Origin of the sequence: Bacteroides sp. HMSC067B03 (genome assembly GCF_001811315.1) — a bacterium.
GTDB lineage: Bacteria > Bacteroidota > Bacteroidia > Bacteroidales > Bacteroidaceae > Bacteroides > Bacteroides faecis.
Window position 1 is genome coordinate 20,295 of sequence record NZ_KV804450.1, and the last position, 23,937, is coordinate 44,231.

A 23,937-nucleotide genomic window follows, 5' to 3' on the forward strand; every position below is an offset into this window, starting at 1 on the left:
CAATATATACTAAAGAATATGATAAATGCCGACTTATCGGACAAAAGCCCATAAGCCGGCACTTATACTTCAATATCAAAGTCCTAACTCCTCGCGAAGAAACTTCGGAGTATAACCTTTCTGGCTCTTCGCAACCTCTTCCGGTGTTCCGTAGCTAAGGAGTACTCCCCCGCCCTTACCACCTTCAGGCCCCATGTCTATGATATAATCCGCCATCTTGATAACGTCCAAGTTATGTTCGATTACAATAACGGTATTGCCCTTATCCACCAATTTATTAAGTACCCCCATCAACACACGGATATCTTCGAAATGGAGGCCGGTAGTCGGTTCGTCAAGAATGTAAAGTGTTTTACCGGTATCTCGCTTGGACAATTCTGTCGCTAGTTTCACACGCTGGCTCTCTCCACCGGAAAGGGTGGTAGATGACTGTCCTAATTTAATATAGCCCAAACCGACATCCTGCAAGACTTTTATCTTATTCAGAATCTGCGGAACATTCTCAAAAAATTCGACAGCACGGTTGATAGTCATATCAAGCACATCAGCAATGGACTTTCCTTTGAAACGTACTTCCAGCGTTTCACGATTATAGCGTTTGCCATGGCAAACTTCACAAGGTACATACACATCCGGCAAGAAGTTCATTTCAATCGTCTTGTATCCGTTACCCGTACAGGCTTCACAACGACCGCCCGATACATTGAAAGAGAAACGACCGGGTTTATAACCGCGGATCTTGGCTTCCGGAAGACTTACAAACAAATTACGGATATCTGAAAATACACCCGTATAGGTAGCCGGATTGGAGCGAGGAGTACGTCCTATCGGAGACTGATCCACATCGACTACCTTATCTATATTTTCCAGTCCTTCAATAGACTCGTATTCCAAGGGGTCCTGCAAGGAACGATAGAATTTCTGTGAAAGAATCGGCTGCAAAGTCTCATTAATCAAAGTCGACTTACCGCTTCCGGATACTCCTGTCACACAAATCAACTTACCTAACGGAAATTCAACATCTACATTCTTCAGATTATTTCCTTTCGCTCCTTTCAGCCAGATAGACTTCCCATTCCCTTTTCTCCGCTTGACCGGAATTTCTATTTTCATCTTTCCGTTCAGATATTGCGAAGTCATCGTTTCGGTTTTAAGCATTTCCGACGGAGTTCCGGAGAAAACGACTTCTCCGCCCAGACGTCCCGCTTTCGGTCCCATATCAATCACATAGTCGGCAGCCAGCATCATATCTTTATCATGTTCAACTACTATAACAGAGTTCCCCATATCACGGAGCTCCTTCAACGAACGGATCAGTCGCAGATTGTCACGCTGGTGCAATCCGATACTGGGTTCATCCAGAATATAAAGTACATTCACCAATTGGGAACCAATCTGTGTAGCGAGACGAATACGCTGGCTTTCACCACCGGACAGACTGACTGAACTACGATTCAGCGCCAGATAATCCAGCCCTACATCCAGCAGGAATCTCAAACGCGTACGAATCTCTTTCAGAATCTCGGCAGCGATTTTCTTCTGTTTGTCAGACAGGAACTGGTCCACATTCATCAGCCAGTCATATAGCTCATTAATGTCCATATTTGCCAGCTCATTGATGTTCTTGTCGTGAATACGGAAGTGTAATGCTTCTTTATTCAACCGGGCACCTTTACATTCCGGACAAACAGTGGTCCGTGCAAACTGTTCCGCCCACTTCTGCGCTGTAGCAGATGCATCTTTTTCCTGAAGCATCTGGATATATTTTACGACTCCCTCGTAGGTCACAAAGTAATCGGAAGAAGTCCCTATCAACGAACTTTTGATCTTAATCCGATCGTCAGAACCATACAGGATTTCTTCAACCGCATCGTCTGACAATTCCTTCATCGGAGTTTTTAAAGTAGCCTCATACTTCTCCAGCAAAGCACCAATCTGCCAGAAAATCATCGCATTCTTGTATTTTCCCAAAGGCGCTATGGCTCCTTCATAGATGGAAAGTTCACGGTCGGGAATCACCTTATCGACATCGATCTGATTAACGACTCCCAATCCTTTACACTTCGGACATGCTCCCTGCGGAGAGTTGAACGAGAAGTTGTGAGGAGCCGGTTCCCGATAAGACAATCCTGTGACCGGACACATCAGGCGCTTGCTGTAATGGCGGATATTTTCTGTTTGTGCATCGAGAATCATCAATAAACCATCACCTTGACGCATCGCAGTTGCCACGCTCTGTTTCAGTCGTTTATCATCTTTATCAGCTACAATCAGCTTATCTATTACAACCTCAATATCATGATTTTTGTAACGGTCGAGCTTCATACCATGTGTCACTTCACGCAGTTCGCCATCTATCCGTACATAGAGATATCCTTTCTTGCGTACCTGTTCGAAAAGTTCTTTGTAATGTCCTTTACGCGAACGGACCAATGGTGCGAGCAAGTATATCTTCTTTCCTTTATAATCTTTCAGAATCAGATCCAGAATCTGTTCCTCCGTATATTTCACCATCTCCTCACCCGACAAGTACGAATAGGCAATACCTGCACGGGCATAAAGCAGACGAAGATAATCGTATATCTCCGTTGTTGTTCCTACAGTGGAACGGGGATTTTTATTCGTCGTCTTTTGTTCAATGGAAATAACCGGACTCAAACCGGTTATTTTATCGACATCCGGACGTTCCAGATTCCCCAGGAAGTTGCGGGCATAGGCTGAAAAAGTCTCGATATAACGGCGTTGTCCCTCGGCAAATATCGTATCGAAAGCCAAAGAAGATTTACCACTACCACTCAATCCGGTAATCACTGTCAAACTGTTACGGGGAATTTCAGCATCAATATCTTTCAAGTTGTGCACACGAGCACCATACACATTAATATATTCTGTTTCTTGCATATTCATATCCTTCATAAATGGTACAAAATTAATGTTTCCGCCCGAAATATGCTCCTAAAAAAGCACAATATTATTTTCTTAACTCAAATCTTATGAAGATATAGGGCATTATTCGTACCTTTGTTCCTTGATTTCAAGAACCAATAGTTATAAATTGATGAAACCGATAAGCCGAATATTCTTATGTTTGTTTTTTATAAGCGCCTCATACGCTATTAGTTATGCACAAGAGAACCAATCTTACTTCTTGCATACCATCGAAAAAGGACAGAGTTTATACTCAATCGCCAAGATGTATAATGTCACAACAAACGACATCATACGTTTGAATCCCGGATGTGATGAGAAAATTTATGCCGGACAGGCCATAAAAATCCCTAAAGGAAAAGAAAGCCAGAAAGGAGAAACATTTCATACGATTCAATCCGGAGAAACTTTATATAAACTGACTACAATCTATAATGTATCTGCGAAAGCCATTTGTGAAGCAAATCCGGGATTAAGCGCTGAAAACTTCCGTATCGGTCAGGTGATTCTCATCCCATTGGAGCAAGAACCGGAAACAGCAACGGCACAAACACCGGTTGATAAACCTGCTATCCAAGGTCCTGTACAATCCAGATGCAAAGATATGCATAAGGTGAAACGCAAAGAAACTGTATTCAGCGTAAGCCGCGAATACGGAATCAGCGAGCAAGAACTGCTTGCCGCCAATCCCGAACTGAAAAACGGAATGAAAAAAGGACAATATCTTTGCATCCCCTATCCTGGCGCAATAACGATGCAGCCGACAACTCCCAAAGAGGACCCGTACGCTATTCCACCCAGCAACAACGAACTTTTCCGCAAGAGTAAAGAAACTCCTCAGGAAATTTCCACTATCAAAGCCGCTTTGCTATTGCCTTTCCAGGAAGACAAACGGATGGTGGAATATTATGAAGGTTTCCTGATGGCAGTAGACAGCCTGAAACGTACAGGCACTTCCATTGATTTATATGTATATGACTGTGGGAAAGATGTTTCTACATTAAATTCTATTCTGGCTAAGAATGAGATGAAGAGTATGAATGTCATTTTCGGCCCGATGCACCAGCAGCAAATCAAACCTTTATCTACTTTTGCAAAAAAGAATGATATACGGTTAGTCATCCCTTTCTCTTCGAAAGGTGAAGAGGTGTTTAATAATCCCGCCATCTATCAGATTAATACTCCACAATCCTATTTGTATTCAGAAGTATACGAACACTTTACCCGCCAATTTCCGAATGCAAACGTCATTTTCATTGAGCCAACCAGCGCAGACAAAGAAAAGGCTGAGTTTATAAGTGGCATGAAACAAGAGCTGAAAAACAAGGGAATATCGATGAAAACCGTCAATGAAAACGCTACCAAAGATATGCTGAAGGAAGCTCTTCGCACTGACAAGGAAAATGTTTTCATCCCGGCTTCAGGCAATAATGTTATGCTGATCAAGATTCTTCCTCAGCTGATTCTATTGGTCAGAGACACTCCGGAGCAGAATATCCGCCTGTTCGGTTATCCTGAATGGCAAACGTACACCCGGGATCATCTGGAAAGTTTCTTTGAACTGGATACCTATTTCTATTCATCATTCTACACCAATACATTGTTTCCGGCTGCTATACAGTTCATCAACAATTACCACAAATGGTATAGTAAAGATTTAGTCAGCAAATATCCCAGCTACGGAATGCTCGGTTTTGATACAGGTTTCTTCTTTCTGAAAGGATTGTCACGCTATGGCTCGGAGCTGGAAAACAACTTGCCAAAAATGAATCTGACTCCCATACAGACAGGATTCAAATTTGAACGCGTCAACAACTGGGGAGGATTCATCAACAAGAAAGTATTCTTCATCCATTTCACGAAGAATTTTGAATTAGTAAAACTTGACTTCGAATAATACAAAAAATGATAAAGATAAAATCTGTTCTGATCGCTGCTTCCCTGATAATGGGACTTGCACTTCCGGCCACCGCACAGATTGGCGAACCACGCCAGAATTTTTCTGTCGGGTTTAATGGGGGTGTCAACTTAAACAGTGCTTCATTTACTCCTAAAATCAAGCAAAACTCATTAATGGGTATCACCGGAGGGTTGACAGCACGTTATATTTCCGAAAAATATTTTGCGATGATCTGTGGCGCGCAAGTGGAGTTAAACATCTCACAACGTGGCTGGGATGAGCTATTCGAAATTATGGATGCAAACGGACAGACAGTGGAAGATCCTACCCGCTCATACACACGGAAAATGACTTATATCGATATCCCTTTCCTGGCGCATCTGGCATTCGGAAAAGAAAGAGGATTGCAATTCTTTGTCAACGCCGGTCCGCAGATCGGACTCTTGATCGGCGAATCTGAAAGCATGGAGAATATAGATATGAATAAACTGACAGACACGCAAAAAGCTGTTTACGGTGATAAAATCCAAAACAAATTCGATTACGGTATAGCCGGTGGTGGTGGAATAGAATTCAGAACCAAGAAAGCCGGCAGCTTCCTGCTCGAAGGACGTTATTATTTTGCATTGTCCGACTTTTACAGTACAACGAAAAAAGACTATTTCTCTCGTGCAGCTCATGGCACAATCACGGTGAAATTCACTTATCTATTCGATCTGAAAAAGTAAAAGATAGTAGAAATAAAAAAACAGGCGCGAAGTTCGCGCCTGTTTTTTTATTTCTATAAAGCCACTCCCCTATGCCGGGAGCTTCTTTCATACTCTTACCGAAGTCTGTCTGCAGCCTTCACCATCACTTCATCACGTCCGATAGCACGAATAGCCAGCACGTTCAGAACAATGGATACCAGTGGCAAACAAAGTGCCCAACCAATACGGAACAAATTAGCGTCGCTCTTCAATGCAAAATAGAAAGCAACAAAGGCAATATAATAACCTACCAGCAACAAACTATTGAAGATCGACATGCGAATCTGTAACATGCGGTTCTTATACAGAAAAATAGTCGCAAAAGCTACCAGGGCACTCAGCATCAGAATACCAAATATCCCCCAAGTAGACTGGAAAGTTCCATTCACATCTATTCCCAGAGCTTTAAAAGGATGTTCTCCCGTAGTGTCGATAAAATATCCCATTGGCAAACACATTGCTGCGATCAGCAACGCTGTAACAATCAATAAGTACAAACTTTGAATCCGTTGAATCATAAATATTCTATAGTAGTTAAGTTAAACAATAATAGCCAAGCAATAAGGAATAGGAAAATACTTCCCGCTTACTACTTGACTATCAATTCTTTCGTTAGAAAATAAATTACTGAAGTTTTTCTTTCTCCTTAGCCGGATTTCTATAATAAATTTTCCCTTCGATGTATTCCTGTGTAGCAATCAAGTCAGGTTTCGGAAGTTTCTCATAATAACGAGAAATTTCAATCTGCTCTCTATTTTCGAATACTTCTTCCAGATTATCATTGTAAGAAGCAAACTCTGCTAATTTCTTAGAAAGATCGTTTTTAATTTCCACACTAATCTGATTAGCACGCTTACCAATAATGGCAACAGTTTCATAAACATTCCCTGTGTCAGCACAGAGTTCCATCATATCACGGGTTACTGTCGTAGCAGGAGCATTCGTTTTTTTGTAGTCCATAAATCTATTTTAATTTAGTCTTTAATTACTTTCTGTGATTCATTGAATATTTTTTCGGCCTCTTTCAGGTATTTGCTTTCTGGAAATTCATTCTTAAAAGCATAATATTCATCTACCGTTTCACGGTAACGATCCATCTTCTTATCTTCTACACTATAAATGGCCATTTCATGTCTGGCACGCAGAATCAAGATAGAAAGTTCTTCGCGATAATCTGTATAGGGATAATCTTTGAGTGCATTCTGGGCTGTAATTACACATGACTCATAGTTATTTCCCAGATAGTTGCCCAGATTATAATACAACTTCGCTGAATAGAGTTCTTTCAACACCAGCTTATCCTGCAAAGCAAAAATCATATCTTGCGCTTCCTGCTTCTTGGTACTGTTCGGGAAATACTCCATGAACATCTGCAGTTGCTGGATAGCCTGATAAGTGCTTGATTGATCCAAACGTGGTTCCGGAGTATCCAGGAACAGGGATTTACCTGCATGGAAACGTGCCAGTTCAGTGAAAGTCCCACGAGGATAAGTGTTGAAATAGGTGATAAATGTCTGGGCAGCTGTCTGATAATCTTTCTGATTATAGTAACTCATACCCAACATATACAGAGACTCCTCCGCCTTATCGGTTCCTTTAAGGATTGTAATCAATTCGTTCAGCAAGGTAGCTGAGCGGTTATACTGCCCTTTTGCAAAATAGTTTTTGGCGGCCTCGTACTTGTATTCGTAATCGGTACTTTTCAGCAATTTGTTGTACTCTCCACACGATGTCAGAGAGGCTGCTGCGAGCAAAGTTATAATGATATTTTTCTTCATCCTTTTAAAAAATATTGCGCAAAGTTACTTATTCGCGGGGAATTAACCAATTAATCTATGTTTTTTAATACATAAAAGGCGTTAAACATCGACGAAAAGAGAAAAAATGACGTCGAACGGGAAGCTGCCAACAGTCAATAATAAACGGTGAACGACAAACAAGTAGTGCCATGCTCATACATCAGCCCTACTGTTCCTCGTTCACCGTCCGCTTGTATTGTCAGTCACCCGGTTACAGCTTATACAATTCGCTCGCAGCCAACAGATCGACTTTCTTTTCTTTCAGTACTTCAATACACTTATCCATATTGCTGGGGCGAATCACAACATTTGCCACATTATTATTGGCAAATGAATACATGTATTCGATAAAGACGCCCTCTGCCGACAAGAATCCCAGCACTTTTGCCAAAGCTCCCGGCACATTCGGACAGCTAATACCAACTACATCTGTTATATTCACAGCAAAATGATTATCTTTCAATGCTTTATATGCTTTATCCGGATCGGATACAATTCCACGCAAAATGCCAAAATCAGCATTTTCGGCGATGCACAAGGCAGAAAGATTGATATTCTCTTTTGCCAGCACTTCAGTCACTTCCGTCAAACGGCCGGACTTGTTTTCCAAAAAGATAGAGAGTTGTTTTGCTACCATTATCGTAAAGTTTTAAGTTTTAAATACAGGTATTAGGTAATATGTATTAAATATCAGCCATGCGGATTCCATTTACAGCTACGATAATACTTAATACCTATTACTTAATATCTATTTCAAATTTTTCTGTTGTCAATCACTCGTTTTGCTTTGCCCACGCTACGTTCAATGCTACGCGGCTCTACCAGCTTTACATTCACTCCCAGACCAAGCACACTTTGCAGACGACCTGCCAGCTTCTTCTTCAACGCCAGCATGCGGTTTATCTCATCCGAATAGAAATTCGGACGCACTTCTACCTGAAGTTCCATGGTATCGGTATTGTTTTCACGGTCCACTATTAACAAATAATGTGGTTCGAACTCTTCCATCTCAAGTATAACAGACTCTATCTGAGTCGGGAATACATTCACACCACGGATAATCAGCATATCGTCACTACGTCCCAAAATACGATCCATACGAACCAATGTACGCCCGCAGGAACATTTATCATAATGCAACGCTGTCAAATCACGCGTACGGTAACGGAGCAATGGCATTCCTTCCTTTGTCAGATGAGTAAACACCAGTTCCCCCGTCTGCCCGGGTTCTACCGGCAACAATGTATTCGGATCTATAATTTCCGGGAAATAATGATCTTCATTCAAGTGCGTGCCATGCTGGCATTCACACTCATAACCGACACCCGGCCCGGCTATTTCACTCAATCCGTAGATATCATATGCTTTGATACCGAGCTTATCTTCGATTTCATGACGCATATTCTCTGTCCAGGGCTCTGCACCGAAAGCTCCCACTTTCAGCTGGAACTCTTCACGCGGATAACCGGAATCTTTAATGGCATCCGCCAGATAAAGCGCATACGAAGGAGTACAGCAAAGAACAGTTGATCCAAAATCATGCATTAATGTGATCTGTTTCTCTGTATTACCACTGGACATCGGAATCACAGACGCTCCAATATTCTCAGCTCCGGCATGTGCTCCTAACCCACCGGTAAAAAGTCCATATCCATAAGAAACCTGAAATATATCTGAACGGCCTGCTCCATAAGCAGTAAAAGCACGTGATATACATTCCGCCCATGATGACAGGTCTTTGCGGGTGTATCCCACTACTGTCGGCTTTCCGGTAGTACCGGAAGAAGCGTGAATGCGCACAATCTGGCTCATCGGTACAGCACAAAGTCCAAAAGGATAATTATCTCTTAAATCATGTTTCGTAGTAAACGGCAGTTTCACGATATCGTCAATCGAATTGATATCATCCGGGGTTATACCCATTTCCTGCATTTTCTTCCGATAAAAAGGCGTGTTGTGATAAACGTAATCCACAATTTTCTTGAGTCGTATGCTTTGAATCTTGCGAAGACTTTCGCGGTCCATACACTCAATGGTCTCATTCCAAATCATGTTCTCTTGGTATTATTAGTTGTATGAATCTGTTTCATGATATTAATATGTTGCAAAGTAAAGGATTTATTTGGAAAAATGATTTGTAATCTCAATTATTTTGCCGAATATTGCTCCACTTTTTAGGATTTAACTATGAATTTTGAACTAACATCAGCTTACAAACCTACCGGGGACCAACCGGAAGCCATCGCTCAGCTCACTGAAGGGGTACTTCAGGGAGTTCCTGCACAGACATTATTGGGAGTTACCGGGTCGGGAAAAACATTCACCATCGCCAATGTGATCGCCAACATCAACAAACCTACGTTGATATTGAGCCATAATAAAACACTGGCAGCGCAGCTATACAGTGAGTTCAAGGGATTCTTCCCTAATAACGCCGTAGAATACTACGTTTCATATTATGACTATTACCAGCCGGAAGCCTATCTGCCGAATTCAGACACTTATATAGAAAAGGATCTTGCCATTAATGACGAGATTGACAAACTGCGTCTTGCTGCTACCTCTTCTCTGTTATCCGGTCGGAAAGATGTAGTAGTCGTATCCTCTGTTTCCTGTATCTATGGTATGGGAAACCCGTCGGATTTCTATAAAAATGTAATTGAAATTGAACGGGGCCGGATGCTCGACCGCAATGTTTTCCTGCGTCGTCTTGTAGATAGCCTGTATGTCCGTAACGATATTGAACTGAATCGAGGCAACTTCCGCGTAAAAGGAGATACGGTAGATATTTATCTCGCTTATTCGGACACCTTGCTTCGCGTCACTTTCTGGGGGGATGAAATTGATGGCATAGAAGAAGTGGACCCGATTACCGGCATGACTACCGCCCCTTTCGAAGCTTATAAGATTTATCCCGCCAACCTATTCATGACCACCAAAGAGGCTACTCTTCGCGCTATTCATGAGATAGAAGATGATTTAACCAAGCAAGTAGCATTCTTCGAATCTATCGGTAAAGAATATGAAGCCAAACGACTGTACGAACGGGTGACCTACGACATGGAAATGATCCGGGAATTAGGACATTGTTCCGGTATCGAGAACTATTCCCGTTATTTCGATGGCCGTGCTGCCGGCACACGTCCTTATTGTCTTCTCGACTTCTTCCCGGACGACTTTTTACTGGTTATTGACGAAAGCCATGTAAGCATACCGCAGGTCCGCGCAATGTACGGAGGCGACCGTGCCCGTAAAATCAATCTGGTAGAATACGGCTTCCGATTGCCTGCTGCCATGGACAATCGTCCTCTGAAGTTTGAAGAGTTTGAAGAGATGACAAAGCAAGTGATTTATGTCAGTGCCACACCGGCGGAATATGAACTGATACAATCGGAAGGAATCGTTGTAGAACAGGTTATCCGTCCTACCGGCCTGCTTGATCCTGTCATCGAAGTGCGACCGAGCCTCAACCAGATTGACGACCTGATGGAAGAGATTCAGCTCCGCATCGAAAAAGAAGAACGGGTACTTGTCACAACACTTACTAAACGTATGGCGGAAGAGTTGACCGAATATCTTCTCAATAATAATGTAAGATGCAACTATATTCACAGCGATGTAGATACGTTAGAACGTGTGAAGATCATGGATGACCTGCGACAAGGTGTTTACGATGTACTTATTGGCGTCAATCTGCTCCGTGAAGGACTTGACTTGCCGGAAGTATCTCTTGTCGCTATCCTTGATGCCGATAAGGAAGGATTCCTCCGGTCCCATCGGTCATTGACCCAGACAGCAGGACGTGCCGCCCGTAACGTAAACGGAAAAGTGATTATGTATGCTGATAAAATAACGGACAGCATGCGGCTTACGATCGATGAAACAAATCGTCGACGTGAGAAACAGCTGGCTTACAATGAAGCAAACGGTATCACTCCACAGCAGATCAAGAAGGCCAGAAACTTGTCTGTATTTGGCAATGCCGGCTCGGAAGCCGATGAAATGTTGAAGGAAAAACATGCTTACGTGGAACCTTCCTCTCCTAATATTGCAGCCGACCCTGTTGTACAATACATGAGTAAAGCACAAATGGAGAAGAGCATAGAACGTACCCGTAAATTAATGCAGGAAGCTGCCAAAAAGCTGGAATTTATCGAAGCCGCCCAATATCGGAACGAATTATTAAAACTGGAAGATTTGATGAAAGAAAAATGGGGATAAACGGCTCATAAATATCAATAAATCTATAACAAACCCGCACTTTTGCTAATTAGTGTTATAAAAACACCTATTAAGGATGAATAATTTGCTAATATCACAGAAGTCCGTATCTTTGCACTGTGTTTTTCATAGTATTAGATTTAAGGTTAACAAAGGTTGGAGCAAGGCGTTGCTCCTTTTTTTATGTCCATACGTTATCTAAGCTTTTTCAATTCTATAAAATAATATACGAATGCCTTGGCCAATGTTCCATAATAGACTCTACTTTGGAATCTTCAGTAACCAAATAATCGATATCCCCCCAAAGAAGCTATAGTATAGTCTTCAGCCACCGAATATCCGCAAAGTCTAACAGAAAAACAAGAATGGCTCAACAAACATTTCCCTTTCATCACATGGGAGCAAATGATATTTTGCGGACGCAAAGACAGTATCAAAGGAGATATAATGATTGACGATCATCCCAAAAATCTCAGAATTTTTGATGGTGAAAAATATATTTTCACCCAACCGCATAATATTTTTATAACAGATTATAAGCGAGTAAATAGTTGGAATGAGATTATGACACTTTTCTAGTCTTTTCCACAACCTAAGAGCAAGAAAAAATGCCTCTTAATTTCTTTTCAAGAGGCATTTTTTTATATATTCTATTGACTAATTCATTCACTAAAGTGCCTTTTCAATAGCTTGTTTGATCAATGTTTCCATGACTTCATATCCCTCACCTGTCGGATGTACTCCATCTTTTGTATATTGAGGATTCAAAGCCTTGTTCTCGCCAACTACCATCGGCTGATAATAGTTCACAAACGGAATTTTGTTAGCCTTGGCATAAGCTTCTATACGGGCATTCAGTGACTGAATCTTTTGAGGAGCATCCTTGATCTCCCGTCTCCATGGAAATTCAGCAGCCGGCAGCACTGAAGTCAGAATCACCTTTATTTTATTTGCTTTCGCTAACTCTGCCATAGATGCAATATTTCCGAATGTATAATCTTCATTATACGGACCTGTATTTTCAGCCACGTCATTTGTTCCCGCATTAATGACAACCAATGCCGGAGCAAGATTTATCACATCTTCCCGAAAACGAAGTAAAAACTGATAGGAAGTCTGTCCGCTGATACCACGGCCAATATATCCATTCGTTTTGAAAAAGTCAGGATGCGTCCTCACCCATCCTTCCGTAATGGAATTGCCCATAAAAACAACTCTTTTTTCTTTCTTCACAGGTTGCGCAAGTGTTGCATTCTCTTTCGCATAACGTTTAAAGTCAGCGAACTCATGTTTCTGTGCATAGATCTCTCCTACCGAGAAACTCAAACAAACAACAGCCAATAACATCCATTGACCCAATTTTTTCTTTTCCATATACTTATAATAAAGATTAGTAATTCAAATTGCATGCAAAGATAAAAAAACTCTTTATATGAACGATTAAATACCGAATATCCGTTAAGTGAAGAAGTAATTTTCTTAATCTATATTATATAACATGGATTTTTCTTTGGATTATTTGCAGATTTCACAGAAGTCCGTATCTTTGCACTGTGTTTTTCATAGTATTAGATTTAAGGTTAACAAAGGTTGGAGCAAGGCGTTGCTCCTTTTTTTATGCCTATACATTTGGAATCCTGAAAAAGAATGGTATTTTTGTAAATCATAATATCCTAAAAAATACTGCCATGAAAAAACTCATAACTCTCTTCTTTATAAGTATACTTAGTCTTCAGATGTACTGTTCCGCACAAGAGATATTGAACGTAGATTATTCTGCCATCAAGGAATATGTAACCGACCATAGTACGGAATTTCAGAAACTCATGCAACGTTTTGAGGAAAATGATAGCCTACTCACCCGCCAGGATTATGCCATGATATATTACGGATACTCCTTTACTCCTGCCTATAAAGGAAGTATGGATAACTTTCAAGATCTCCGGAAACTGATTAAAGAGCAAAAGTATGAAGACGCTTATAATACCGGTAAAGAACTGCTGAAAAAGAATCCTGTATCTCTTCAATTATTATACAACATGTACGGATTAGCAGGTTTACTTGAAAAAGATATCCAGGAAATAAAGCATTATTCGAAGCGATACGCAGCCCTTCTTACTATGATTTCCCTTACAGGAGACGGCACAAGTGAAGAGACAGCATTCAAGGTTATCTGCGTTAATGATGAATACCAGCTACTGAACATGTTATTCAGAATGGAAAACATGAAAAGTCAATCGCTAGTCAATAAATGCGATCTGATAGAGTTTGATAAATGCCAGCATTATGAAGGCAATCAAATGTACTTCGACATTAGCCGTTCCCTTGATTATACGAGTAAATTATTCGGGAAATGAAAAGTAGGTTTGCTTTTGGGGATCTCTCCCAAACTAAAATACAAAAATAATAACTTATAATAAACTTGAAATAACTAATTAAATAATGGAATCAGAAATTCAACTCAACGACCACAACAAACAGGAATATCCTCCCATGCATACAGATGAGACACATTATCTTATTTTTTAGACAAAAGAACATAAGAACAAAAAAGAAACATGGAAATAGAAAGTTTGATAAAAGCTATTATCCAGTGTGCTTATAATGTAAGAACACACCTTGCAGCAGGTTTTCTTGAAAATGTTTATCAGAAAGCATTGATGATAGAATTAAAAGAAAAGGGTATTCATGCAGATACAGAAACTCCTATAAATGTATATTACAAAAATGAAATTGTAGGAGAATTCAGAGCAGACATAATCGTAGAAGGAGAAATAATCATTGAACTTAAAGCGGTACAGCATCTTCTTCCTATACACGAAACCCAATTAGTAAATTACTTAACCGCTACCAATACAGACCACGGCTTATTAATAAACTTTGGTGGTGAACGTATCGAAATAAAAAGAAAATTCAGAGAATATAAACATAAAAATAACGCATAAGAAAAAATATGTTCTTTTGTTCTTATGTCTAAAAGCAATAAAAATTTGTCTATTATGGAAATAAATCAAGCAGCCCCCAAATTTCAGGATGTGTCAATCGCGCCTATGCATACAGCAGAGCATTTATTAAATGCCACTATGGTAAAAACCTTTGGTTGCCTCCGCTCAAGAAATGCCCATATAGAAAGGAAAAAGAGTAAATGCGACTATATTCTTTCTGTATGTCCCACGGAGGCGGAAATACAAATGATCGAAGATAAAGTAAATGCAGCTATCGACCAAAATCTGCCCGTTACTGTAGAATTCATGACTCATGAAGAAGCAAAAGACATCGTAGACCTGAGCAAACTTCCCGCTGATGCCAGTGAAACCCTTCGTATTATACGTATCGGAGATTACGACGCCTGTGCCTGTATCGGACTACATGTATCCAATACTTCAGAAATAGGAACTTTCAAAATCATCAGTCATGATTATGATGAAGAAAGACAAGTATTAAGGTTGAGATTCAAGCTTCTTGAGAAGAAATAGAATATCAAATTAATATCTATATTATATAAAATAAACAAACACAGGCTACATTTTGTCATCAAACAAGATAAATTGACATTATCAAGATGACAAATAGACACTTACAGCCTCAAATATCTTTTGGCATAAGGTTTGCACTTATAACAGCGAACGACGGTTCGAAAACGGACGGCAAGAGTCGAAAATTCCTCTCTGCAGAAAGCGACGACCCGAAGTTCAAAATTGAATAAACCGAATGTTTAACTAAAAGATAGGAGACTAAGATTATGATGCCTGTTAGAAGAACTCAAAACTGGTTACCAAGTATTTTTAACGATTTCTTTGATAACGATTGGATGGTAAAAGCAAATGCTACCGCACCTGCAATCAATGTTTTTGAAACAGAAAAAGAATACAAAGTTGAACTGGCTGCTCCGGGGATGACAAAAGAGGACTTCAATGTTCGCATTGATGAAGAAAATAACCTCGTTATCACCATGGAGAAGAAGACTGAAAACAAAGAAGAGAAGAAAGAAGGTCGCTATCTACGTCGCGAATTCTCTTATTCCAAGTTCCAGCAGACTATGATTCTACCGGATAATGTAGATAAAGAAAAAATATCTGCCGCAGTAGAAAACGGAGTATTGAATGTTCAACTTCCTAAGATTTCTGAAGAAGAAGTGAAGAAAGCCGAAAAGCAAATCGAAGTAAAATAACACAGTAACCGCAATTCACCTCAAGCGGGTGAAGAGATAATAAAAAAACAGCTCTTTCCGATCATAAAGGAAAAGAGCTGTTTTTTATATAGTCCCATTACCCGACTATTGATTTTTCCGGTAGCTGAACACTGCCCAGCTATTGAAAACCAGGGCAAAAAGAAACAAGACTCCTATTTCAGGCAGCAATTCCAGTAAGCTGCTTCCCTTAAGATATACCATACGCATTGCTTCCATAAAGTACTTCAACGGATTAAAATAAGTGATCACCTGCGCCCACTCAGGCATGCTGCTCACCGGTGTAAATAGTCCGCTCATCAACATCAGAATCAACATAAAAAAGAACATCACAAACATGGATTGCTGCATAGTTGCCGAATAATTGGATATGACAAGCCCGAAACCGGACATAACAAACACAAACAGAATCGCCAAAAAATAAATCACAATAAAGTGTCCTACAGGAGTTATTCCATAAAGCAACCAAGATAATAAAAAGCACAAAGTCAATACGATAAAGCCTGTGATCCAGTAAGGTAGAAGTTTGGCCAGAATAAAAGTAAACTTCGGTACAGGGGTCACATTAATCTGTTCGATGGTTCCAACTTCTTTCTCACTAACGACATTCAAAGCAGGTAAAAAACCGCATATCAGAGTCAGCAACATTCCCATCAGTGCAGGAATCATATAAAGCTTATAATTCAGATTCGGATTAAATAATCCCTGCGTATCGATACAAATAGAAGGGGCACTACCCGAAGCTGAAACGGCATCAGGACGTTCCGCACGTAATTCGGTTGCGTAATTATTGATAATAGTAGCCAGATAAGAACTGCCCAACCCTCCTTTCGTTCCATTTACCGAATTGGCGGCAATCAAGATATGAGCTTCCCCTTTGTTCATCCAATCCTTTTCCAAATGACGGGGTATCTCCATCACAATATCCGCCGTTCCCAATTCAATATTCCGCAATCCATCCGCATAAGATGCCGGAACTTCCGTCAGAGGGAAATAAGTAGAAGCCGCAATCTTATTCACCAACCGCTGAGAAATAACCGAATGGTCGTTATCAACGATATTCAGCTGGATATTCTTTATTTCCATATTCACGGCCCAAGGCATCAGCAACATGATCATACAGGGAAAGACAAGAATCAATCTCGGCAAGAACGAATTGCGTAGCAACTGTTTAAACTCTTTTTCTATCAGAAATTTTATCATAATAAATTCCTTTATTCCAATCGATATTTAAATTTCTTGATGCTGATTGTAATAAGCACTATAGCCATCAGCAATAAAATGCCAATCTCTTTAAGTACCAGCACAACCGGCACTCCTTCAATCATCAGTTTGCGTACAGCCTGTATATACCAACGGGCCGGAATAATGTCCGATATGACCTGAAGAACTATTGGCATGCTTTCTACCGGAAAAATCATGCCGGACAAAACCATGGTAGGCATCATCAATATCATACCGGATGCCAACATTGCCGCCACCTGTGTACTTGTCACTGAAGAAATCAGCAAGCCCAAAGCCAGCGATACGAAGATAAAAAGCAAGGATACCATCACCAGCCAGAATAAACTCCCCACTACCGGCACATCCAGCACAAAGACTGAAAGCAACAGAATAGTAGTCAGATTGACAAACGATAAAACAAAGTAAGGAATTGCCTTCGCCAACACAATAAATAATGGTTTTACCGGAGATACCAGCAATACTTCCATGGTACCGGTCTCTTTTTCACGGACAATGGAAATAGAAGTCATCATCGCGCAAATCAACATTAAAATCAATCCCATAACCCCGGGCACAAAGTTATAGGCACTCTTCATTTGCGGATTATACAATAATTTGATATCCGGAATCAAACGGGAAACAGAAACGTTGGAAGGCAACATTTCCTGCCCCACCGAAGAAACAATACTGGCAGCGTAATTGGTTTGCGAAGTAGACATATTAGGATCAGTTGCATCTGCTATCAGCTGCACACGGGCATCTCCCTTATAAAGTCCGTCAGCAAAACGCTCTCCAAATACAATCGCCACATCAATCTTATTTTTCCGGAAGGCAGCCTCCATTTCCTGCGGAGAATGAAAGCGGGCAGTAACCGTGAAATATTCACTCGCATCCAGACGGTCTATAATTTTCCTTGTCACCACATCATTCGAAGGATCAAGAACAGCCAGCCGGACATTCTTCACTTCCGTACTGATAGCAAACCCAAACAGGATAATCTCTACGACCGGCATTCCCAACAGAATCAACATCGTACGCCGGTCACGGAAAATATGATAAAATTCTTTCTTTACGAAAGCTATAAATTGTTTCATAATCAATCTGCTTTACGCACCGCATGGCGGGCAAGTTGTTGAAACACATCATCCATCGTCTCCACACCAAACTGCTCTTTCAGTCGAGTCGGTGTATCCAGCGCCTTGATCTGTCCGTCTACCATAATCGATATCCGGTTACAATATTCCGCTTCATCCATGTAGTGTGTGGTAACAAAAACAGTTATTCCCCGATCGGCTGCCTGATAAATCAGTTCCCAGAATTGTCTGCGGGTAGCAGGGTCCACTCCTCCGGTCGGTTCATCCAAGAACACAATCTTCGGTTCATGAAAGATAGAGACAGAAAAAGCCAGCTTCTGCTTCCAACCCAAAGGAAGGCTTTTTACCAGTGTATTCCGTTCGTCTGCAAAGCCGAGGCGTTCTAACAATTCCTCTGTCTTTTCTTCAATTTCCTTATCCTTCATTCCATAGATCCCGGCAAAAAGGCGGATATTCTCCCACACTTTAAGATCTTCATACAAAGAGAATTTCTGGCTCATATATCCGATATGCTTTTTTACCTGTTCAGCTTCGCGGAAGATATCATAACCGGCCACCTTGCCTACCCCCGATGTCGGACGGCTCAATCCGCAAAGCATGCGCATTGCAGTTGTCTTACCTGCTCCATTGGCTCCAAGAAAACCGAAAATCTCTCCGCGTTTCACCTGAAAAGAAATATGGTCGACTGCCGTAAAATGCTCAAAGCATTTAGTCAGCTGATCCACTTCAATAACAGGAACTGCCATATTCTGCGCTTCCTCCCGTTCCAAAGGTGGCGGACAAAGAATAGAAGCAAATTTCTGAAGAATCCGTTCGGGTGTATCAATCCCATGCACCTGTCCATGATTAATAAAAGCAATCCGGTCACATTGACGAGCCTCATCCATAATAGGAGTTGAAACAATAATTGTAATCCCCTGCTTCCTTAAATTACGGAGCATCTGCCAGAATTCTTTTCGCGACACGGGATCTACCCCGGTAGTCGGCTCATCCAGAAATAAAATATCAGGTTTGTGAATCAGAGAACAACTTAACGCCAGCTTCTGCTTCATACCTCCTGACAAAGCTCCTGCCCTTCTTTTTTTAAACGGCTCAATCTGCTGATAGATATCTTTAATCAAATCATAGTTTTCCTGTATCGACGTATGAAAGACTGTCGCAAAAAACTCCAGATTCTCCTCCACAGAAAGATCCTGATAAAGCGAGAATCTTCCGGGCATATACCCTACTTTCGTGCGAATCAACTTGTAATCCGTCACCACATCCAGTCCGTTGACAATCGCCGTGCCTTTATCAGCCAGCAATAAAGTAGTCAGAATACGGAATAAAGTACTCTTACCCGCCCCATCGGGACCGATCAGCCCAAAAATTTCTCCCCGCTCTACTGCAAAGGAAACCTCTTTCAATGCCTCTACTTTCCCGTAGTTCTTACTGACTCCCTTTACAACAACTATGGATTCTCCTTTTTCCATACCACACCTCCATACATACCAATCTTCAGCGAACCGTCATTTTTCACGGCAATCTTTACCGCATATACCAGATTGGCACGTTCATTTTTAGTCAGGATAGTTTTGGGAGTAAATTCCGAACGGTCGGAAATCCAGGTGACCACACCGGGATAAGCTTTCTGTTCCGAATTTCCATAATCGGAGTACACAGTCACTTCATCTCCCAGCTTCACCTGAGACAATTGTTCTGAAGTGACATAAGCCCGCAGATACATCCGGTCAATCTCTCCCACTTTAAACAGCGGCTTGCCAACAGATGCCAGTTCTCCCGCTTCCGCATATTTAGCCAGTACCGTACCTTCGATAGGCGACAGGATATGACATTTGTTCAACTGATCTTCAACTTGTACCACTTGTATACCGACCGAATTTCCTTGTTCCGTCAGGCTGTTCGTACTATTCAGCAATGATGATTCCTGTGCAATCAACTGTCGCTGAAGCAAAGCGATCTGCGAATCCCAGTCGTCCAGCTGTTTCTGGTTAGCAGCTCCGGCAGCAAGCAGGTTCTCCACCCGTTTCTTTTCCCGTTGAGCCGTAGCTATTTGTTGTTTGGTAGCAGCTATCTGCTTTGCCAGGTCGGGACGTTGGCTCTCTACCGACTTCATACTTGCTTCCAGTTGCAGCTTCTTCAGATATAATTGGACGGTATCTACCAAACCGACTTCTTCACCGGCTTTCAGCCTTGTTCCTTCCTCTACTTCCAGTCGCAGCAATTTTCCTGACGCTTCAGCAGAAACGGTCACTTCCGTAGCTTCAAATGTTCCCGTTGCATCATAGTCGGGCACTCCATTCCCACAGGCAGCAAACATCCATACCGCCATCCCGTATATTCCTATTTTTGTCATTCGTTTCATATCCGAAAGATTTTATTAATGATTAGTAGTATATTTCAATTGATAAATGCCCATCAGCCGTTGAATCTCATGCATTGCTTTCGCCTGACGTGCAAGGCTCTCATTCGTCAGTTCTCTAAGCATCTCGGTCACCGTCAGCGTACCATTTGCAACTTTGGCTTCCGCAGCCCGACGAATATTAGTACGCAACCGGATAATTTCATCATCATCCTGCATCTGCTTTTCCAACGAACGGATAGACTGATCTTGCTGTGTCATTTCCAGTCGTGTATTAAAAAGAAACACATCCCGATTGCTGTCCAGTTGTTTCCGTTTATTTTCAATCACCCGGCGGTCGTTCTTCAGCGTATACAGACTCCCGAAATTCCACGAAAGCCGGACGCCTGCAATATAATAAGGAGAAAATTCATTCTTCAGCATATTTAATCCCGGATTACCATAAGCTCCCTGCACAAACAAGCCAAAATGAGGGAGATGACGCACATTCAATGCTTTCTCCTGCACCTGCAATCCCGTTCCCTGTGCATCAAACCATGACAGTTCCGGTCGGCGAATGTCACTGACAGCCGAAAGTTCGTTTTGCGGAACAGGCTTTTCAAACACAGTCTCCTGCGAAAGTACCTCTCCTACCAACAACGAAAGCATCTTCAAATAAGCCATGCGCGAAGATATCAACTCTACTCTTTTCTGGCGAGTATTCAATTGCTCCACTTTCACAGCATCCAGATCAGCCTGATTGGCAATCCCATTTTCTACATAAGCCGTAATCTGACGGAAGTTCCTTCCCAGCTCGTCTTGCAACAAGGCATTCTGAGCCAACTGTTCATCCAACATCAGAATTCCAAAATACAGATCATTCACACGGCTATTCAACGAGTACATATCCACGTTCAACTTTTCTCTGTTGATCTCCGCTTCCGCTTCAGTCTGCTTCTTCTGCATCCGGATTCCTCCGCCATCCCATATCTGCTGTTGTAACTCCAACATCACCTGATATTGATCCTTAGACATTCCTTTGATATCCACTCCGGGAATGGCAACAGGTAACTCCGTCACCTCGCTTTGATAAGACGCTTTTGCTGAAAGAGCGAACTGGGGCAAGTATCCTCTCGCCGCATTTTCCAAATTATATTCTTTCGTCTTCTCTATCAAATCATACTGACGCACCAACGGATAGTTGTCCTGCGTTTTCTGCTGACATTCTTCTAATGTTATACGTCTCGCCTGCCCATACATTCCCGTCACAAAGAGCAAGAGCGAAATACTAAAAATGATTCTTTTCATACACCTGTTTTCTATGAATTCTTCAAAAGACAAAGATAGCCGTTTAAGCGATAGCTTCACATTCCGATAGTTGGGAAATATGTCCCGTTAGTTCGATTTATCCTAAAAAAGGAGAAGATTTTGAGGCAATTTCTTATCTTTGCCGGAAAAGAGCAAAGGGAATGGAACAGAAAGAACCTATGGAATTAGGCCTCCAGCTACTGAAGGATATCAATATAGTACGTCACAACGAATTTCGTTTCATCAATGCCGAGTTCGGGTTTGTAACGAGCTTCTCGAAAATGGAAACGACCATTTTCAAAATCGGACAACCTTACCGGTTACAGGAAGGCCGTATCGCAATCATTACCAATGGACGGGCACGAGTTCTCATTAATCTGATCGAGTATATCTTTCGTCCTAATTATATCTCTCTGATCGCCCCGGGCTCTATCATACAAATTATAGAGACCTCCCAAGACTTTGATGCTCATATGATGGCGATAGAGCATAATTTCCTGCCAGTATCCGGTAAAGAAGAATTCTTTGCCCATTTCCTCCAACGGAAAAAGAATCTGCTGCTTCCACTGACTACCACTGAGCAGGTACAAATAGAGAATTTTATAACAGTCATGTGGGATGTATTACAAGAACCTGTATTCAGAAAAGAAGTAATCCAGCATCTATTGGCAGGATTACTATATAATATAGAATATATAGCCAAAAACAAAGGACAGTCCGAGTCGAGCCCATTGACACATCAGAACGATATTTTTCAACGTTTCATCTCTTTGGTCAACACTTATAGCAAGACAGAACGGAACGTCAGTTTTTATGCAGACAAACTTTGCCTTACTCCCCGTTATCTGAATACAGTGATCCGGCAAGCCAGTCAACAAACAGTAATGGACTGGATCAACCAGTCCATTATACTAGAGGCAAAAGTGCTGCTCAAACACAGCAATCGCCTTGTTTATCAAATTTCTGATGAATTAAACTTTCCCAATCCGTCCTTCTTCAGCAAGTTCTTTAAGCGAATGACAGGAATGACGCCTCAGGAATATCAAAAGAATTAAGGATTACTTTGAGAATTCCTTTATTCTCTGTTCCTCATCCAGTTTGCAAATCAGCAGTGTCTGATCCTTCTCGGCAATGATATATCCATCCAGTCCCTGAATAACAACACGCTTCTCTTCACTGGTATGTACGATACAATTCTTGCTTTCATACAGACGGACATCGGGACCTACTGTAGCATTTCCTGATTTATCTTGCGGCAACAGTCCACGAAGCGCTCCCCATGTCCCTAAGTCCGACCAGCCAAAAGAAGCCGGGAGTACATAGATTTCCTGCGCCTTCTCCATGACCGCATAGTCTATAGAAATAGCTTCACAGGTAGGAAATAGCTTTTTAATCGTTTCGTTTTCCTTCTCTGTATAGAAATCCGGGAAAATACGGTCGAAGATTTGCGCTATACCCGGAGCATATACACGCATCACAGAAGTGATAGTGCGTACATTCCATACAAAGATTCCCGCATTCCAAAAATAGCCACCTTCGGCAAGATATCTGTCAGCAGTCTCCCTATCCGGTTTTTCCTTGAATGCATCTACAGTAAAAATCTCCTTGTCAGTCATAATAGAATCTCCGGCGGCAATATATCCATATCCGGTTTCCGGACGAGTCGGTCTGATTCCCAGTGTCACGATAGCACTGCTGTTGTCAGTAAAACGAAGAGCTTTCTCTACTACCCGGCGAAATTCTCCCGTATCAATGACCAATGCATCCGATGGAGTCACCACCACATTGGCATTCGGATGTTTTTTCTTTATTTTCCAGCAAGCATAAGCGATGCAGGGAGCCGTATTCCGCGCACAAGGTTCTGCCAGAATATTACTTTCAGGAATCTCCGGCAATTGCTCCCGGACAATATCAATATATTTCTCGGACGTCACTACCCACACATTCTCCCGTGGGCAGACACCGTCAAAACGATCAGCGGTCAGTTGAATCAACGTACGTCCACATCCCATTACATCAATAAACTGTTTGGGACATTCCGGTGTGCTCATCGGCCAAAAACGGCTGCCGATGCCTCCGGCCATAATTACGATATGATTATCCATGCTCATATTACTCCCCTGTTTTTAGAATATTTTTGAATTGATTGCGCAATTTACACCAATTTGTCCAATCATGCAACTA

21 protein-coding genes and 1 pseudogene are annotated in these 23,937 nt (G+C 41.5%); 9 read left to right on the forward strand and 13 right to left on the reverse strand.

All coding sequences use genetic code 11. The annotated features are described in order from the left end of the window. Positions 1-75: 75 nt before the first annotated feature. Complete coding sequence (gene uvrA, locus HMPREF2794_RS21795; protein ID WP_055271685.1) at positions 76-2,901, reverse strand: excinuclease ABC subunit UvrA; 2,826 nt, start codon at positions 2,899-2,901, stop codon at positions 76-78. Positions 2,902-3,058: 157 nt separating this feature from the next. Here uvrA and HMPREF2794_RS21800 point away from each other — a divergent pair, with 157 nt between their 5' ends. Together HMPREF2794_RS21800 and HMPREF2794_RS21805 are read left to right on the forward strand one after the other, a co-directional pair. Next, positions 3,059-4,825: a LysM peptidoglycan-binding domain-containing protein gene (locus HMPREF2794_RS21800; protein ID WP_022301877.1), complete on the forward strand. Its 1,767-nt coding sequence runs from the start codon at positions 3,059-3,061 to the stop codon at positions 4,823-4,825. Positions 4,826-4,833: 8 nt separating this feature from the next. Next, positions 4,834-5,556, forward strand: a complete 723-nt coding sequence (locus HMPREF2794_RS21805) for a porin family protein (protein ID WP_055271679.1) — start codon at positions 4,834-4,836, stop codon at positions 5,554-5,556. 95 nt (positions 5,557-5,651) lie between these two features. On the opposite strand, the gene HMPREF2794_RS21810 is transcribed toward HMPREF2794_RS21805, so the two are convergent. From HMPREF2794_RS21810 to HMPREF2794_RS21830, 5 genes are all read right to left on the reverse strand, one after another. Then, positions 5,652-6,095: a DUF4293 domain-containing protein gene (locus HMPREF2794_RS21810; RefSeq protein ID WP_055271681.1), complete on the reverse strand. Its 444-nt coding sequence runs from the start codon at positions 6,093-6,095 to the stop codon at positions 5,652-5,654. Positions 6,096-6,201: 106 nt separating this feature from the next. Further along, positions 6,202-6,537 (reverse strand): DNA-directed RNA polymerase subunit omega, encoded by a 336-nt coding sequence (locus tag HMPREF2794_RS21815; protein ID WP_004299989.1) that lies wholly within the window; start codon positions 6,535-6,537, stop codon positions 6,202-6,204. Positions 6,538-6,551: 14 nt separating this feature from the next. After that, complete coding sequence (locus HMPREF2794_RS21820; protein ID WP_022301880.1) at positions 6,552-7,355, reverse strand: outer membrane protein assembly factor BamD; 804 nt, start codon at positions 7,353-7,355, stop codon at positions 6,552-6,554. Positions 7,356-7,587: 232 nt separating this feature from the next. Beyond that, the gene (locus tag HMPREF2794_RS21825) at positions 7,588-8,013 is read right to left on the reverse strand and encodes an amino acid-binding protein (protein ID WP_010538394.1); all 426 of its coding nucleotides are present in this window, start codon (positions 8,011-8,013) and stop codon (positions 7,588-7,590) included. A 116-nt stretch (positions 8,014-8,129) separates the two neighbouring features. Further along, the gene (locus HMPREF2794_RS21830) at positions 8,130-9,428 is read right to left on the reverse strand and encodes a phenylacetate--CoA ligase family protein (RefSeq protein ID WP_070752680.1); all 1,299 of its coding nucleotides are present in this window, start codon (positions 9,426-9,428) and stop codon (positions 8,130-8,132) included. Positions 9,429-9,563: 135 nt separating this feature from the next. On the opposite strand from HMPREF2794_RS21830, the gene uvrB reads away from it, so the two are divergent. Both uvrB and HMPREF2794_RS21840 read left to right on the forward strand, forming a co-directional pair. Continuing rightward, a complete protein-coding gene (uvrB, locus tag HMPREF2794_RS21835) occupies positions 9,564-11,597 on the forward strand; it encodes an excinuclease ABC subunit UvrB (RefSeq protein WP_010538396.1) in 2,034 nt (677 codons plus the stop codon). A gap of 384 nt (positions 11,598-11,981) precedes the next feature. After that, positions 11,982-12,176 (forward strand): annotated as a pseudogene (locus tag HMPREF2794_RS21840) (5'(3')-deoxyribonucleotidase); the annotation flags it as partial. A gap of 90 nt (positions 12,177-12,266) precedes the next feature. Here HMPREF2794_RS21840 and HMPREF2794_RS21845 read toward each other — a convergent pair. Beyond that, the gene (locus HMPREF2794_RS21845; protein ID WP_010538398.1) at positions 12,267-12,971 is read right to left on the reverse strand and encodes an SGNH/GDSL hydrolase family protein; all 705 of its coding nucleotides are present in this window, start codon (positions 12,969-12,971) and stop codon (positions 12,267-12,269) included. 314 nt (positions 12,972-13,285) lie between these two features. Here HMPREF2794_RS21845 and HMPREF2794_RS21850 point away from each other — a divergent pair, with 314 nt between their 5' ends. The 4 genes from HMPREF2794_RS21850 (at position 13,286) to HMPREF2794_RS21865 (ending at position 15,768) form a co-directional block, all read left to right on the forward strand. Then, entirely contained in the window at positions 13,286-13,954 is a 669-nt protein-coding gene (locus HMPREF2794_RS21850; protein ID WP_010538399.1) for a DUF4919 domain-containing protein, read from the forward strand. Positions 13,955-14,155: 201 nt separating this feature from the next. After that, positions 14,156-14,542 (forward strand): GxxExxY protein, encoded by a 387-nt coding sequence (locus HMPREF2794_RS21855; RefSeq protein WP_010538400.1) that lies wholly within the window; start codon positions 14,156-14,158, stop codon positions 14,540-14,542. Positions 14,543-14,596: 54 nt separating this feature from the next. Continuing rightward, complete coding sequence (locus HMPREF2794_RS21860) at positions 14,597-15,073, forward strand: alanyl-tRNA editing protein (RefSeq protein ID WP_032837111.1); 477 nt, start codon at positions 14,597-14,599, stop codon at positions 15,071-15,073. A 266-nt stretch (positions 15,074-15,339) separates the two neighbouring features. Beyond that, on the forward strand, positions 15,340-15,768 hold the full coding sequence (locus tag HMPREF2794_RS21865) for an Hsp20/alpha crystallin family protein (protein WP_010538402.1): 429 nt from the start codon (positions 15,340-15,342) through the stop codon (positions 15,766-15,768). A gap of 105 nt (positions 15,769-15,873) precedes the next feature. Here the strand turns inward: HMPREF2794_RS21865 and HMPREF2794_RS21870 are convergent, their stop codons facing one another. From HMPREF2794_RS21870 to HMPREF2794_RS21890, 5 genes are read right to left on the reverse strand one after another with little or no spacing between them, the layout of a single operon-like run. Beyond that, complete coding sequence (locus tag HMPREF2794_RS21870) at positions 15,874-16,989, reverse strand: ABC transporter permease (protein WP_070752682.1); 1,116 nt, start codon at positions 16,987-16,989, stop codon at positions 15,874-15,876. An 11-nt stretch (positions 16,990-17,000) separates the two neighbouring features. Next, positions 17,001-18,104 (reverse strand): ABC transporter permease, encoded by a 1,104-nt coding sequence (locus HMPREF2794_RS21875; RefSeq protein ID WP_010538404.1) that lies wholly within the window; start codon positions 18,102-18,104, stop codon positions 17,001-17,003. 2 nt (positions 18,105-18,106) lie between these two features. Then, positions 18,107-19,576, reverse strand: a complete 1,470-nt coding sequence (locus tag HMPREF2794_RS21880) for an ATP-binding cassette domain-containing protein (RefSeq protein WP_070752684.1) — start codon at positions 19,574-19,576, stop codon at positions 18,107-18,109. Then, the gene (locus HMPREF2794_RS21885) at positions 19,555-20,469 is read right to left on the reverse strand and encodes an HlyD family secretion protein (protein ID WP_022301887.1); all 915 of its coding nucleotides are present in this window, start codon (positions 20,467-20,469) and stop codon (positions 19,555-19,557) included. Before HMPREF2794_RS21885 ends, HMPREF2794_RS21880 begins: the two co-directional genes overlap by 22 nt. A 15-nt stretch (positions 20,470-20,484) precedes the next feature. After that, positions 20,485-21,753 carry a TolC family protein gene (locus HMPREF2794_RS21890; RefSeq protein WP_010538407.1) on the reverse strand — a complete coding sequence of 423 codons (1,269 nt, stop codon included), beginning with the start codon at positions 21,751-21,753 and terminating at the stop codon, positions 20,485-20,487. 161 nt (positions 21,754-21,914) lie between these two features. On the opposite strand from HMPREF2794_RS21890, the gene HMPREF2794_RS21895 reads away from it, so the two are divergent. Further along, positions 21,915-22,808, forward strand: coding sequence for an AraC family transcriptional regulator (locus tag HMPREF2794_RS21895; protein WP_010538408.1), 894 nt, complete (start codon positions 21,915-21,917; stop codon positions 22,806-22,808). A gap of 3 nt (positions 22,809-22,811) precedes the next feature. On the opposite strand, the gene HMPREF2794_RS21900 is transcribed toward HMPREF2794_RS21895, so the two are convergent. Then, positions 22,812-23,858: a mannose-1-phosphate guanylyltransferase gene (locus tag HMPREF2794_RS21900; RefSeq protein WP_070752771.1), complete on the reverse strand. Its 1,047-nt coding sequence runs from the start codon at positions 23,856-23,858 to the stop codon at positions 22,812-22,814. Positions 23,859-23,937 lie beyond the last annotated feature (79 nt).